The 13,148-nt window shown below is 32.4% G+C and carries 14 protein-coding genes; 9 read left to right on the top strand and 5 right to left on the bottom strand.

Annotation, left to right across the window (positions count from 1 at the left end; translation table 11 throughout):
• The first annotated feature begins 1 nt into the window (after position 1).
• Genes ribD through D1816_RS25125 form a run of 4 tightly spaced genes read left to right on the top strand, consistent with a single transcriptional unit; the run spans position 2 to position 3,138 of the window.
• Complete coding sequence (ribD, locus tag D1816_RS25140) at positions 2 to 1,048, top strand: bifunctional diaminohydroxyphosphoribosylaminopyrimidine deaminase/5-amino-6-(5-phosphoribosylamino)uracil reductase RibD (protein ID WP_118506130.1); 1,047 nt, start codon at positions 2 to 4, stop codon at positions 1,046 to 1,048.
• Entirely contained in the window at positions 1,041 to 1,646 is a 606-nt protein-coding gene (locus tag D1816_RS25135; RefSeq protein WP_118506129.1) for an HAD family phosphatase, read from the top strand. Before ribD ends, D1816_RS25135 begins: the two co-directional genes overlap by 8 nt.
• Positions 1,643 to 2,512, top strand: a complete 870-nt coding sequence (locus D1816_RS25130) for a DMT family transporter (RefSeq protein ID WP_118506128.1) — start codon at positions 1,643 to 1,645, stop codon at positions 2,510 to 2,512. The genes D1816_RS25135 and D1816_RS25130 overlap by 4 nt, the downstream gene beginning before the upstream one ends.
• Before the next feature lie 14 nt (positions 2,513 to 2,526).
• A complete protein-coding gene (locus tag D1816_RS25125) occupies positions 2,527 to 3,138 on the top strand; it encodes a YigZ family protein (RefSeq protein WP_118506127.1) in 612 nt (203 codons plus the stop codon).
• Here the strand turns inward: D1816_RS25125 and D1816_RS25120 are convergent, their stop codons facing one another.
• The gene (locus D1816_RS25120; RefSeq protein ID WP_066311576.1) at positions 3,139 to 3,543 is read right to left on the bottom strand and encodes a thioesterase family protein; all 405 of its coding nucleotides are present in this window, start codon (positions 3,541 to 3,543) and stop codon (positions 3,139 to 3,141) included.
• Positions 3,544 to 3,729: 186 nt separating this feature from the next.
• Here D1816_RS25120 and dnaA point away from each other — a divergent pair, with 186 nt between their 5' ends.
• From dnaA to D1816_RS25105, 3 genes are all read left to right on the top strand, one after another.
• On the top strand, positions 3,730 to 5,157 hold the full coding sequence (gene dnaA / locus D1816_RS25115; RefSeq protein ID WP_066311578.1) for a chromosomal replication initiator protein DnaA: 1,428 nt from the start codon (positions 3,730 to 3,732) through the stop codon (positions 5,155 to 5,157).
• Between the two features lie 15 nt (positions 5,158 to 5,172).
• Complete coding sequence (locus D1816_RS25110; RefSeq protein ID WP_066311581.1) at positions 5,173 to 5,637, top strand: low molecular weight protein-tyrosine-phosphatase; 465 nt, start codon at positions 5,173 to 5,175, stop codon at positions 5,635 to 5,637.
• A gap of 109 nt (positions 5,638 to 5,746) precedes the next feature.
• A complete protein-coding gene (locus D1816_RS25105; RefSeq protein WP_118506126.1) occupies positions 5,747 to 6,475 on the top strand; it encodes an SAM-dependent methyltransferase in 729 nt (242 codons plus the stop codon).
• Positions 6,476 to 6,478: 3 nt separating this feature from the next.
• Here D1816_RS25105 and D1816_RS25100 read toward each other — a convergent pair whose 3' ends face one another.
• From D1816_RS25100 to dapF, 4 genes are all read right to left on the bottom strand, one after another.
• Positions 6,479 to 7,123, bottom strand: a complete 645-nt coding sequence (locus tag D1816_RS25100; RefSeq protein ID WP_118506125.1) for a peptidoglycan-binding protein LysM — start codon at positions 7,121 to 7,123, stop codon at positions 6,479 to 6,481.
• A 351-nt stretch (positions 7,124 to 7,474) separates the two neighbouring features.
• A complete protein-coding gene (gene mltG / locus D1816_RS25095) occupies positions 7,475 to 8,518 on the bottom strand; it encodes an endolytic transglycosylase MltG (protein WP_118506124.1) in 1,044 nt (347 codons plus the stop codon).
• Positions 8,508 to 9,035, bottom strand: coding sequence for a GNAT family N-acetyltransferase (locus D1816_RS25090; protein ID WP_066311592.1), 528 nt, complete (start codon positions 9,033 to 9,035; stop codon positions 8,508 to 8,510). Before D1816_RS25090 ends, mltG begins: the two co-directional genes overlap by 11 nt.
• Positions 9,029 to 9,814: a diaminopimelate epimerase gene (gene dapF, locus D1816_RS25085; protein ID WP_066311599.1), complete on the bottom strand. Its 786-nt coding sequence runs from the start codon at positions 9,812 to 9,814 to the stop codon at positions 9,029 to 9,031. The genes D1816_RS25090 and dapF overlap by 7 nt, the downstream gene beginning before the upstream one ends.
• Before the next feature lie 164 nt (positions 9,815 to 9,978).
• On the opposite strand from dapF, the gene D1816_RS25080 reads away from it, so the two are divergent.
• Together D1816_RS25080 and D1816_RS25075 are read left to right on the top strand one after the other, a co-directional pair.
• Complete coding sequence (locus D1816_RS25080) at positions 9,979 to 11,397, top strand: trypsin-like peptidase domain-containing protein (RefSeq protein WP_118506123.1); 1,419 nt, start codon at positions 9,979 to 9,981, stop codon at positions 11,395 to 11,397.
• Between the two features lie 138 nt (positions 11,398 to 11,535).
• Positions 11,536 to 12,984: a glyceraldehyde-3-phosphate dehydrogenase gene (locus tag D1816_RS25075; RefSeq protein WP_066311605.1), complete on the top strand. Its 1,449-nt coding sequence runs from the start codon at positions 11,536 to 11,538 to the stop codon at positions 12,982 to 12,984.
• Positions 12,985 to 13,148: the final 164 nt, after the last annotated feature.

Raw genomic sequence — 13,148 nt, 5'->3', positions numbered from 1 at the left:
CGTGAATACACACCAAAAATACATAAACCGTTGCATTCAGTTAGCCAAAAACGGATTGGGGACTACATATCCTAATCCATTAGTAGGTAGTGTGATTGTTTTAAATCACAAAATTATTGGCGAGGGCTGGCACTATAAAGCTGGTGAACCTCATGCCGAAGTACATGCTATTAATTCTGTTAAAGATCAGTCTTTACTAAAAGAAGCTACCATATATGTAAGCCTGGAACCTTGCAGCCACTATGGAAAAACCCCTCCTTGTAGTGATTTAATTATAGAAAAAGGAATTAAAAAGGTGGTAATTGGTACAATTGACCCTTTTGCTAAAGTATCTGGATCAGGAGTTAAAAAATTAATGAATGCTGGTTGTGATGTAATAGTTGGCGTATTAGAAAAAGAATGTAATGATTTAAATAAACGTTTTTTTACGTTTCACAATAAAAAGCGTCCCTATATTATATTAAAATGGGCTCAAACTTGCGACCACTTTATAGCACCTATCAACACCAATACTGAGAGAAAACCTATATGGATAACAAATCCAAATTCGAGACAACTAGTACATAAATGGCGTGCAGAAGAGTCTGCTATTTTAGTAGGAAATCAAACTGTTATTAAAGACAATCCTAAATTAACCATTCGAGAATGGCATGGAAATCACCAAACAAGAATAGCAATTGATCTTACCAATAAAATCCCTTTAAAATCATCAATATTAGACCAAACTACAGAAACTATTATTATTACTTCAGAAGAAAATAAGGAAGAAGACAAGGGCAATACCCAATACAAAAAGGTTCCTAAAAACACGAATGTTCTAACAGAAATATGTGATATTTTATACAACAAAGAGATTCAATCCATTATTATAGAAGGTGGTAGACATACAATCCAATCATTCATTGATGAAAACCTTTGGGATGAAGCCAGAATTTTTGAGGGAAACACTACTTTTGAAAACGGAATAAAAGCCCCTTTACTAAAAGGAAACCTTATTGCTGAAGAGAAAATAGTAAATGATACTTTAAGAATATATCAAAATGATTAAGACCATTATTTTTGATTTTGGAGATGTTTTTATCAATTTAGACAAACAAGCAATATTTAGAGAACTTTCATTATTAGGACCAATCTCTACTGAAGAAATTTCTGAAATTAATTTACTTTATGAGGTAGGAAAGATTTCTACTTTTGAATGTATTAATTTATTTCAAAAAATACTCTCTAATGCATCTAAAGATGAAATTACTCATGCATGGAATTCTATTTTATTAGATTTTCCGAAACATAGATTAGATTTTATTCAAAAATTAGCATTAGAAAAAAAATATAATCTTATACTTTTAAGTAATACGAACGAGTTACATATTGATTGGATCAAAAAGAATGTCTCATTTTATGAAGCATTCAGATCTTCCTTTAACTATTTTTATCTTTCTCATGAAATACAGTTAAGAAAACCAAATACCGATATTTTTGAATTTGTATTAGAGCAACACCAAATAGTGCCCAATCAAACAATTTTTATCGATGACACCAAAGAAAATACGGATACAGCTTCTAAACTTGGGATCCACATCTGGAATAATGACCCCAAAACAGAAGACGTATCAAATCTATTTACATTAAAATCTAATTTATTTTGATCTATTTAATCTTTAGCGTTTTAGCTTCAAGCTTGATTTTTGTCATTTTCAAACTATTTGCAAAATATAATGTCGACACTCTTCAAGCTATTATTGTTAACTACGTAGTAGCTGCGGTATCAGGAATCATTGCTTATTCTGAACCTGTACAAATAACATACATTACAAATCAAGGTTGGTTTTACGGAGCTGCTATTTTAGGGATTGTTTTCATTTCCGTTTTTAATTTAATGGCAATAACCACACAAAGAAACGGATTATCTGTTGCTGCCGTAGCGACTAAAATGAGCCTAGCGATCCCAATCATTTTTGGAGTTATTGTGTATCAAGAAAGCACAGGCATCCTAAAAATTACGGGTATACTAATTGCACTAGTAGCCGTATATCTAACCTCTGCAAAAACTACAGAAGGTGTTTCACTTACAAAAAGAAACTTAATATTTCCATTATTGGTTTTTATTGGTAGTGGGATAATCGACACCAGCTTAAAATTTTTTGAAACACATTATGTGGCCGCAAATGACGTTTCTATTTTTTCAGCAACTATCTTTGGCTTTGCTGCAATTATTGGAGTATGTACCTTAATTTATAAAAGAATAAATGGCACATTAAAACTCCAATTAAAAAACGTTATTGCAGGAATCGGACTAGGAGTACCTAACTATTTTTCAATTTACTTTTTAATAAAAGCACTTAGATATGAAAACATGGATAGTTCTACCGTATTTACTATTAACAATGTAGCAGTCTTACTAGTATCAACCATTGCAGGTATCTTATTCTTCAAAGAAAAATTGATGCTCAAAAATTGGATTGGTATTGGTTTAGCTATTCTTAGTATTATCTTAGTTACTTTTTCTATATAAACCAGAACTAATTATTGGATCATAAAGACACATATAAAACTATTACTACCCCTTCTAAAGAGGTTCTTTTTAAAGATAAGAATAGTAAGTTTTTTGGTTTTTCCTTTCCGGTTACCAACGAAGAAGAAGTAAAACAAATTATAGATCAACTCAAAAAACGACATCATTCTGCCAGACATTGGTGTTACGCATGGCAAATAGGTACAGAAACAATTCGGTACCGCAGCAATGATGATGGAGAACCTTCGAATTCTGCAGGACAACCTATTTATGGGCAAATTCAATCTTTTGATGTAACTAACATTCTAATTGTAGTTGTTCGATACTTTGGTGGTGTAAAACTTGGTGTTGGTGGATTAATCAATGCCTACAGAACATCGGCTCAATTGGCTTTAGAAAATTCAAATATTATTGAAAAAACTATCAATATTGATTTTATCATCATTTTTGAATACAAAGACATGAATAAAGTAATGCGAATTATAAAAGAACATAATCTAAACATCACAAAACAAGAACTAGAACTAAATTGCAAAATTCACATTTCTGTCAGAAAAAAGCTTGCTGATAAAATAAAACCGATTTTTTCTCCGTTGTATGAAATAAAAATAGAAAGACTTGATTAATTAATTGTCTTCTATTTTTTCAAGTAAATAAGAAGGACACATGATGGGTTTTCTTGTTTTACTGTTAACAAAGACTAATGTAGTAGTGGCTGTAGTTAATAATTCTTTATTTTTATTGAAGATTTCAAAGTCAAAAATAATTTTTACTGTAGGAATTTTCCTTAATGAAGTTTTAACAGTCAATTCATCATCAAAAAAAGCAGATTTCTTAAATTTAAGATCTAAGGTAAATACTGGAAGCATAACACCATTTTCTTCCATTGTTTTATAAGAAAACCCTAGTTTCGACAGCCAGTCTATTCTAGCTAATTCTAAGTACTGCGCGTAGTTACCATGATGAACGACACCCATTTGGTCTGTTTCGGAATATCGAACTTTTAGCTTGGTTTCTGAAATAATTTTCATATTATTGATAGAATATTGTTGACAGTAGAATTAACGAATTATGCAAAAAAAATAATTAAAATTCAACCCCTAAAACGTTTTTTTTTTACATTTTTTGTTCACATATTTGTCAAGCAAAAACAGTAAGGAGTTTTTCAACAATTCTTTTTAGTAACTTAACAGAAAAATAGTAAACTAATCACTCGCATGAATTTAACTGCGCAATCAGTTTGGGATAATTGTTTATCTTTTATAGAAGACAACATTACGCCACAAGCTTTTAAAACTTGGTTTGAACCAATCAAAGCTGTAAAACTTACAGATGGCGCTTTAAGCATTCAGGTACCCAGTAAGTTTTTCTACGAATGGTTAGAAGAACACTATGTCAACCTTCTTAAAGTATCTTTAACTCGCGAATTAGGAGAAAACGCTAAATTGGTATACGTCATTAAGATGGAAAATACTTATGGCAACAAAAAACCTTTTACTGAAAAAATACCTAGTGCAAATCGTACAGCCGTAAATTCTCAAGAGGTTGATGTACCTATTAAAAGTAAAAATCCTGAATTAAAAAATCCTTTTGTAATTCCAGGGATACGAAACGTAAAAATAGAATCACAATTAAACCCTAGTTATAACTTTGAAAATTTCCTAGAAGGAGACTCAAATAGATTGGCTAGATCTGCAGGAATGGCTGTAGCTAATAAACCAGGAGGAACGTCTTTTAACCCGTTACTAATCTTTGGAGGAGTAGGTCTTGGAAAAACACACTTGGCACACGCTATTGGTGTAAACATAAAAGACAACTACCCAGAAAAGACAGTTTTATATATTTCTGCTGAAAAATTTACCCAACAATACATAGAATCAGTAAAAAAGAATAATAGAAACGATTTTATTCATTTTTATCAAATTATAGATGTACTTATTGTTGATGACATACAACTTTTATCAGGTAAAGCTGGAACTCAGGATGTATTCTTCCATATTTTTAACCATTTACACCAAAATGGAAAACAGGTAATCCTTACTAGTGACAAGGCTCCTGTAGATATGCAAGATATTGAGCAACGCCTTCTTTCTAGGTTTAAATGGGGACTATCTGCCGAGCTGCATCAACCTGATTTTGAAACAAGAGTCTCAATCATTAAAAATAAATTATATCGTGATGGTGTTGAAATGCCAGAAGAAATTGTTGAATTTTTAGCCAACAACATAAAAACCAATATTCGTGAGTTAGAGGGAGCAATTATCTCATTAATTGCACATTCTTCTTTCAACAAAAAAGACATCACTATAGATTTAGCTAAGGCTATTGTCGATAATTATGTCAAAAACACCAAACGCGAAGTATCAATAGACTATATCCAAAAAGTAGTTAGTGATTATTTCCAAATGGATGTTGAAACACTACAGTCTAAAACTAGAAAACGACATATTGTACAAGCCAGGCAACTTGCTATGTTTTTTGCCAAAAAACTCACTAAAGCTTCTTTAGCTAGTATTGGCACACAAATAGGAAAAAGAGATCACGCTACAGTATTACATGCTTGTAAAACAGTAGACAACCTCTCTTCTACAGACAAACAATTCAGAAAGTATGTTGAAGATTTAGGAAAAAAGCTTACCCTATAGTAATTTTATTAAAAAATGAAAATCAAAATCTTAATGGTATGCCTCGGTAATATTTGCCGATCACCATTAGCTGAAGGTATCCTAAAATCCAAATTAGATCCAGAAAAATACACTGTCGCCTCATGTGGAACAAGTAACTACCACATCGGCAATAAACCCGACGTGCGCTCAATAGAAATAAGCAAGAAATACAATATTGATATTTCAAAACAAAGAGCAGCGCAATTTAATAAAAGCGACTTTACTACTTACGACTACATCTACGTAATGGATAAATCAAATTATCAGAATATCATACAACTCACAGATAAAAACCAAGACAAAAATAAAGTTAATCTTATTCTTAACGAGCTTTATCCAAACGAAAACCTAGAAGTCCCCGACCCATACTACGGGGGATCTGAAGGTTTTGAAAACGTTTATCAGATGCTTAACAAAGCATGCAACCATATCGCTCACAAACTCGAAAAACAGCATTAACTTTTTTAAAAATAAAGTTTTCGTATATTTAGATACAGATATCATAATATATAACCAATTACGCTAAAACAACAAATTACAAAATACCAAACCCTTACCCAATAAACCTATGGAGCTTAAACCTCTGGACCCCAAAGGAAAACTCTACCTCATCCCTACTAGACTAGGAGATGATGTACCCTTAGAAGTACTTCCGATATCTATAAAAAAGGTCTTGGAACAAATAAATCACTATATAGTTGAAAACGAAAAACCCGCACGTAGATTTATAAAAAAAATAAGCCCAAGCAAGTCACAACGATCATTAATAATACATACGGTAAACAAATACACAGATATTGCCGAAATGCCAGGATATCTTACACCTTGTCTTAATGGTGAATCTATCGGGTTATTATCAGATGCTGGATGCCCGGGTATTGCAGATCCTGGCGCTGAAATTGTAAAAATAGCTCACGAAAAAGACATACAGGTTATCCCTTTAGTAGGCCCATCATCTATCCTTCTAGCTATGATGAGTAGCGGTATGAACGGACAGAGTTTTACTTTCAATGGCTACCTACCTATTGACAAAGCAGAAAGAAAGTCTGCCATAAAACAATTAGAAAAAATTTCTTTTGAAAAAAATCAGGCTCAAATCTTTATTGAAACCCCGTACAGAAACGACAAAATGCTTGATGATTTAAAAAATATACTACAAGATAACACCCGATTATGTATCGCTTGCGACATAACACTTACCACAGAATTTATTTCAACTAAAACAATTAGAGAATGGAAAGAAAAAACTATTGATCTTCACAAAAGACCTGCGATATACATCATCCAGAAAGATTAAAAACTACAAACTAACCTTAGCTCTTCTATCAGCCTCTACAAATGAAGTATCATAACCCCCAAATCTTTTCATGTAATATCTAATAGTCGTTCCAAATGCATCTGCAAAACCACTTACACCTCCACTACGCAGATATCTTTTGACAGCATTAGGACCAGCTAAGTGAGCTGCGGCTAAAATTCCAGATTCAGTAACCTCAACACCATTCATCCTTCTACCAATAAACCATTTCATATCTCTTCGTAAAACCCACTTATTACGAGCTGAATACGCATAAAAAGCTTTTTCTTGAAGTTGAGGGTTATTAAGAAAATCGTTTCGACTAATATTCTTAATCCCTATAAGCTCTAGTGTACCTCTTCCAAATTGGTATTTCCCCATGTAACCAAATTGATTCACAACTCCGTAATCTCCTCTTGATTCTTTAAAAGCAACTGCCTCTTTAAATCCTGTGTAAGATTTCCCAAGTTCAGGTGAAATAAACACACCCTCATCCTCTATCTCATTAAAATTTGGCGCCACATAATACAAATCCAAACCGGCAGTACTATATGAACTAAAATCTACAGATTCTTTCGTCTTAAAACCTAACAAAAGAACGCCCCCAATAATGAGTGTTACAGATAATCCTGTTATCCTTTTTATCATATAAAAAATTTCTAAGTAGCCATTAAAAAAATGGTCCCCTCTACTTAAATTTTTGCCGTGCAAAGATACATATTATAAATTAATAACCAATCAACACATGTTAAAATAATTATAATACTGAAAAACAGTGATTTACATATAAAAAAAGCGATAATAAAGTCAAAATAGTGTTAAAAAAGCTATCAAAAAAACACTTAAACGTCAAACAAGGTTATTTTAACGATAAAAACGAAACAAGACCTCCCATAAGTAATTCACAAAAAAACAAGGATTTTGTTAATAAGTTAGCATCGATTTAAATTAAAAACAAAGCTTTTGCACCTTTTACCTTCAAGAAAAAGTTTTACAATTTTATCGATTTATACCTTGCTTATTTACCCAATTTATATACTGTTTTTTATTACGATTATGTTGCCCAATTGTTTTAGCAAATTTGTGATATCCAAAATTTTCTACGTTGGCCACAAAAAAATAATAATCATGTTTTTCATAATTAATAACAGCATCGATAGAAGAAATATCAGGCATTGCTATTGGGCCAGGTGGTAAAGTGGCATATTTATAGGTGTTATACGGACTATCTAACCCTAAATCTTTATAAAGAACTCGTTTAATAACAGTATCCCAATCATTTCGATGTTTTTTAATTGCGTAGATTACCGTTGGATCTGCATCTAATTTCCATCCATTTAAGAATCTATTTAGATACACTCCTGCTACTCTGGGACGCTCATCAACTTTAGCAGTTTCCTTTTGAACGATCGAGGCTATAGTAATAACTTGTATAGGTGTTAGTTTTATCTCCTTTGCCTTTCTTAATCGCTCATCATTCCAAAATCTAGTATACTCTTTAAACATTCGTTCTCTAAATTGACTTGCAGATGTATTCCAGAAAAATTCATATTTATTAGGAACATACATTGCTAAAGCACTTTCTTCAGTAAAACCTTTAGATTTCAAAAAAATAGAATCTTTAAATGAATTTAATAAAGATATACTATCTGCTTCAATCTGTTTAGCAATTCTTCCTGCCAAGTTTTCTAGTCTTTCTTGATTATTAAAACTAAGTTGAATTGGTCTGTTTTTACTTCTAAGCGTATTAATAATATCGTTATTATTAAGTCCTTTAGTTAAAATATAACGTCCTGCCTTAATATGATCTATATATCCTTTTCTTCTAGCAATTCTATCAAAACTATATACATCTTTTACTAAGGGACTGATTTCCTCGATAAGCTCTGTATAAGTGGCATCTGTAGGGATATAAATTGTCGCCGTCTCTGTTTCAAATTTTGTATTCGGGGAAAAAATAGCTTGATAAACGAAATAGGCAAAAATACTTCCTCCAACAAGACCTAATAAAACAATAGCCAATAATATTTTCTTAATGTACATGTATTAATTGATATAAAAATTCATCTTTGTAAACGTCTCCTACTAAATTCCAATCTTTCTTCACCCCTACCTTATTAAATCCTTGTTTTTCAAACAATTTAATACTTGTAGCATTATCACTTGCTATATTTGCATACAACAGGTGTAAATGAAGATGCTTAAAACTATAATTCACTACAAGCTGAAGCGCTTCTGTACCATATCCGTGACCCCTATTTTCTTTCCCGGCAATTAATATCCCGACTCCTGCTCTGTTATTCATAGGGTCAAAATCAAACAAGTCAATCAAACCTAACACCATCTCGTCTTTCGAACAAATTACTAGCCTCAATTGTTTTACTTCATAGATATCTTTGTGCGCATGTTCTAAATATTGTTTAATTAAAAACTTAGAATACGGCGTTTGAGTAGCGCTCATTTCCCAAATATGCTCGTCATTTTCAATTCGATAAATAAAATCCAGATCTTCAGGTTCTAAAGCTCTTAAATAGATATTTTCTCCTTTTAATGTTAGCATTCAATCTCTCCTTTAAAAACTTGCTCTGCTGGCCCTATTAAAAAAATATTTTGATATCCTTTTTCCTTTTTCTGAAAAGTCACCTTTAATGCACCTCCAGGAGTTTCGATATCAATTTCTTTACTATCGGTTTGATTTGTTTGATACATCGACAATGCCACTGCAGTAACTCCTGTTCCACAAGATAGAGTTTCATTTTCGACTCCTCTTTCATATGTCCTTACAGAAAACAATTTCCCATTCTTCTTTTCAACAAAATTTACGTTACTCCCTGATTCAAAATATGGAGCCCCATTCCTGATTCTTTGCCCTTCTGACACTACATCATAATTTTGTAATTCATTTACCAAAGTTACATGATGCGGTGATCCGGTATCCAGAAATAAGTGAGAATCATGCTCCTCGATCTCAGAGACATTTTGCATTTGTAAATGCACTAAACCATCTTTAATCTCTGCCTTATGTTTTCCGTCAATAGCTGTGAACACAGCCTGATCTTTTATCACGCCTAAAAAAGCAGCAAAAGCAACAAGACATCTTCCTCCATTACCGCACATAGAGCTTTCATTACCATCAGCATTAAAATACACCATTGTAAAGTCATCTTCCTTATTTTGAGGAAGCTCTAACAGCATTAAACCATCTGCGCCTATTCCAAATTTTCTGTCACAAAGTCGTGCAAATAATTTGGTATTATTTTTGGAGAGTATTGATTTTCTATTATCAATGATTACAAAATCATTACCTGTACCTTGATATTTATAAAAAGTAAGGGTCATTATTCTTTATTTAATGTAGGCAAAGGTACAAAGAATGTAAACAAAAAACCGCTGTTAATTGCGAGTTAAATATCGAAAAAAAGTTTGCAATAATTGTAATTTTAAGATTTATAGAGAGTCTATTAAGATAAATAATGTTAAACTAAAAAAAGAAATTTAAGGAGATGAAAAGATTTTTGAGTTTATTGGCAGTAGCAATTCTAGCAGGAATATTTACTCTAGGAGCATATAAAATGTTTTTAGAACCAGATACTATTGTTAACCAAAGTGAAACTACACCTAACCTGATTCCAACAAATTATAACTTTACCAACACAAGTGCAAATACTATTGCAGCATCTGATATTGATTTTACTGTTGCTGCAGAAAAAACAGTAAATGCAGTAGTACATGTTAAGCAATATGGTATTAGTCGTACTCCCAGAAATTTAATGGAATTTTTTAGAAATGGTGGTTCTCAAGAAAGGACTATTCAAGGAGCTGGATCTGGTGTGATCATTACAGAAGATGGATACATCGTTACAAACAATCATGTAATTGCTGGCGCAAGTGATCTTGAAGTCACTTTAAACAATAATAAATCATACAAGGCTAAAGTAGTAGGCACATCACCTCAATCAGATATTGCACTTATTAAAATTGATACCGACAATAAACTTTCTTACATACCTTTTGGTGATTCTAATTCGGCAAAAATTGGAGAATGGGTACTCGCAGTAGGAAACCCTTTTAACCTTACTTCTACAGTGACAGCCGGAATTATAAGTGCTAAATCTAGAGATCTTAATGAAAGAGATGACAATATCCAATCTTTTATACAAACTGATGCAGCTATTAATCCTGGAAATAGTGGCGGAGCATTGGTAAATACAAAAGGTGAATTAATAGGTATCAATACAGCCATTACCTCTCAGACCGGTAGTTATGTTGGCTATGCTTTTGCTGTTCCCTCTAATAATGCTCGTAAAATTGTAGAAGACATAATCGAGTTTGGAGATGTACAAAGAGGAATTCTAGGAATTACCGGGGGAACGATTAACCCTAAGGCTATAGAAGCATATGACATTTCAACGTCGCAAGGAGTTTTTGTAGCTTCTGTAGCAGATGATAGTGGTGCCAAAAAAGCCGGATTAAAAGTTGGAGATGTAATTAAAGAAATAGATGGATTACCTATTAGAAAATTTGCAGACTTAACTGGGTATGTAAATAGCAAAAGACCTAAAGATATTATTAGCGTCAAAGTACTTAGAAAAGACAAAGAACTTACGCTACCAGTAACCCTATCTAAATACGTGATTCAAAACTATAATATTGCAGATGTCGGTGTAGAAGTAACAAATCCACCTAAAGATTATCTCAAGAAATTTGATTTAGATCATGGAGTCGTAATAAGCAAAGCACTAAGTGCACGAATGCAGAGATACAATCTAGAAGGTCTTATTATTAGTGAAATAGATGGAAAGAAAGTAAAAACTGTATTAGAAGTAAAAGAAATTATAGATAGCAAATATCCCGATGAAGATATTACGATTAGTTTGGTTGATCGCAATGGAGACAAAAAAGAATTTGTGTTTCAAAACTAATCACAACACCCCATAAAATAAGGCATCCCGATATCTTAAAAAGGTATCGGGATTTTTTTTATCAAAAAAGCTTTACGAAAACGTTTGAAATATATACTTTTGCACGAAATTTCAAGACTGTAAAAAACACAACGAATTATGAGTTCTAACGAAGTTTATGAAAAAGAATTAGCCTTTCAAGCAGACAGGCGTCGCGCAACAGTAGCATTTATTAAAACTGTAAGCGATTTATGGTACGACAACTCAGTAGAGTTGGTACTTTTTCGCAATCAATTAATTGATAAAAATGTTAGTGAAATTATTAATCTTCACGAATATGCTGGAGAATTTGTACAAAAACCAATTTCAATTTTTGATTCTGTAGAAATTGCTCAAGCGATCAAATTAATGGATTTACCACCTTCAAAATTGGATATTGGTAAACTTACTTATGAATACCATTTATCAAATGATGAACATGGCTCTATAAATCGTTTTGTTCAAAATAAATTAAAAGATGCTAAAAAAGTAAAACCTATTTCACCCAAAAATGTCGTTTTATACGGATTTGGAAGAATTGGTCGTCTTGTTGCCAGAGAATTAATGACCATTACAGGTAAAGGTAGTCAATTAAGACTTCGCGCTATTGTTACTCGCGGTGCTGTTACAGAAGAAATATTAGAGAAAAGAGCATCACTTTTAAGAAATGACTCTGTACATGGCGACTTTGCAGGCACGGTAGAAACAGATTTAGCGAACAGCTGTCTTATTATTAACGGAACTACAGTTAAAATTATAAGCGCAAATGCACCTGAAGAAATTGATTACACCGCTTATGGAATAAATGACGCTTTAGTTATTGACAACACAGGAGCTTTTAGAGATAAAGAGGCTTTAAGCAGACATTTAAAAGCAAAAGGTATTGATAAAGTATTACTAACTGCCCCTGGAAAAGGCATTCCAAATATTGTTCATGGTGTAAATCATAAAGAACACGATCCAGATAAAGTAAATATCTTTTCTGCAGCCTCTTGTACCACAAATGCAATCACGCCCGTTTTGCAAGCAATAGATGAAAGTTTTGGGGTCATTAATGGTCATTTAGAGACTATACATGCTTATACCAATGATCAAAATTTGGTAGATAATATGCATAGTAAATATAGAAGAGGTCGTGCTGCCGCTCTAAACATGGTTATTACCGAAACCGGTGCTGGAAAAGCTGTTTCTAAAGCGTTGCCAAGTTTTGAAGGTAAATTAACTTCTAATGCTATTAGAGTTCCTGTTCCAAATGGATCTTTAGCTATTTTAAACCTTAAATTAGAAAAGAAAACATCTAAAGAAAGCTTAAACTCTGTTCTAAAAAAATACGCGCTCGAAGGTGATTTGGTAGAACAAATTAAATATTCTCTAGATAATGAATTGGTTTCTAGTGATATTGTAGGGTCTTCTGCCCCATCTATATATGATAGTAACGCAACAATCGTAGACACCAATGGTAATAATGCTATAGTCTATGTTTGGTATGATAATGAATATGGATATAGCCATCAAGTAATTCGCTTATCTAAATATATTGCTAAAGTAAGACGTTTTACGTACTACTAGGATTATACTAGCACAATCTACGAAACCTCTTAAACTAATTTTTAAGAGGTTTTTTTTATAGTTCTCGATAACGATGGATCCTAATTCTTTCGCACTAAATAAAACAACGATAACTGTAAGAATTTAAAACATTTACTTCAAAAAAAAGTTATCGTAAATGAGAT

Source organism: Aquimarina sp. AD10 (assembly GCF_003443715.1).
GTDB classification, from domain to species: Bacteria; Bacteroidota; Bacteroidia; order Flavobacteriales; family Flavobacteriaceae; genus Aquimarina; species Aquimarina aggregata.
This window is presented reverse-complemented; position numbering and strand designations above follow the sequence as displayed.

Excerpts from the sequence above, each read along its gene's own strand:
- D1816_RS25135 (WP_118506129.1), top strand. The coding sequence starts at position 1,041 with ATGATTAAGACCATTATTTTTGATTTTGGAGATGTTTTTATCAATTTA.
- D1816_RS25120 (WP_066311576.1), bottom strand. The coding sequence starts at position 3,543 with ATGAAAATTATTTCAGAAACCAAGCTAAAAGTTCGATATTCCGAAACA.
- dnaA (WP_066311578.1), top strand. The coding sequence starts at position 3,730 with ATGAATTTAACTGCGCAATCAGTTTGGGATAATTGTTTATCTTTTATA.
- D1816_RS25110 (WP_066311581.1), top strand. The coding sequence starts at position 5,173 with ATGAAAATCAAAATCTTAATGGTATGCCTCGGTAATATTTGCCGATCA.
- D1816_RS25105 (WP_118506126.1), top strand. The coding sequence starts at position 5,747 with ATGGAGCTTAAACCTCTGGACCCCAAAGGAAAACTCTACCTCATCCCT.
- D1816_RS25100 (WP_118506125.1), bottom strand. The coding sequence starts at position 7,123 with ATGATAAAAAGGATAACAGGATTATCTGTAACACTCATTATTGGGGGC.
- mltG (WP_118506124.1), bottom strand. The coding sequence starts at position 8,518 with ATGTACATTAAGAAAATATTATTGGCTATTGTTTTATTAGGTCTTGTT.
- D1816_RS25090 (WP_066311592.1), bottom strand. The coding sequence starts at position 9,035 with ATGCTAACATTAAAAGGAGAAAATATCTATTTAAGAGCTTTAGAACCT.
- dapF (WP_066311599.1), bottom strand. The coding sequence starts at position 9,814 with ATGACCCTTACTTTTTATAAATATCAAGGTACAGGTAATGATTTTGTA.
- D1816_RS25080 (WP_118506123.1), top strand. The coding sequence starts at position 9,979 with ATGAAAAGATTTTTGAGTTTATTGGCAGTAGCAATTCTAGCAGGAATA.
- D1816_RS25075 (WP_066311605.1), top strand. The coding sequence starts at position 11,536 with ATGAGTTCTAACGAAGTTTATGAAAAAGAATTAGCCTTTCAAGCAGAC.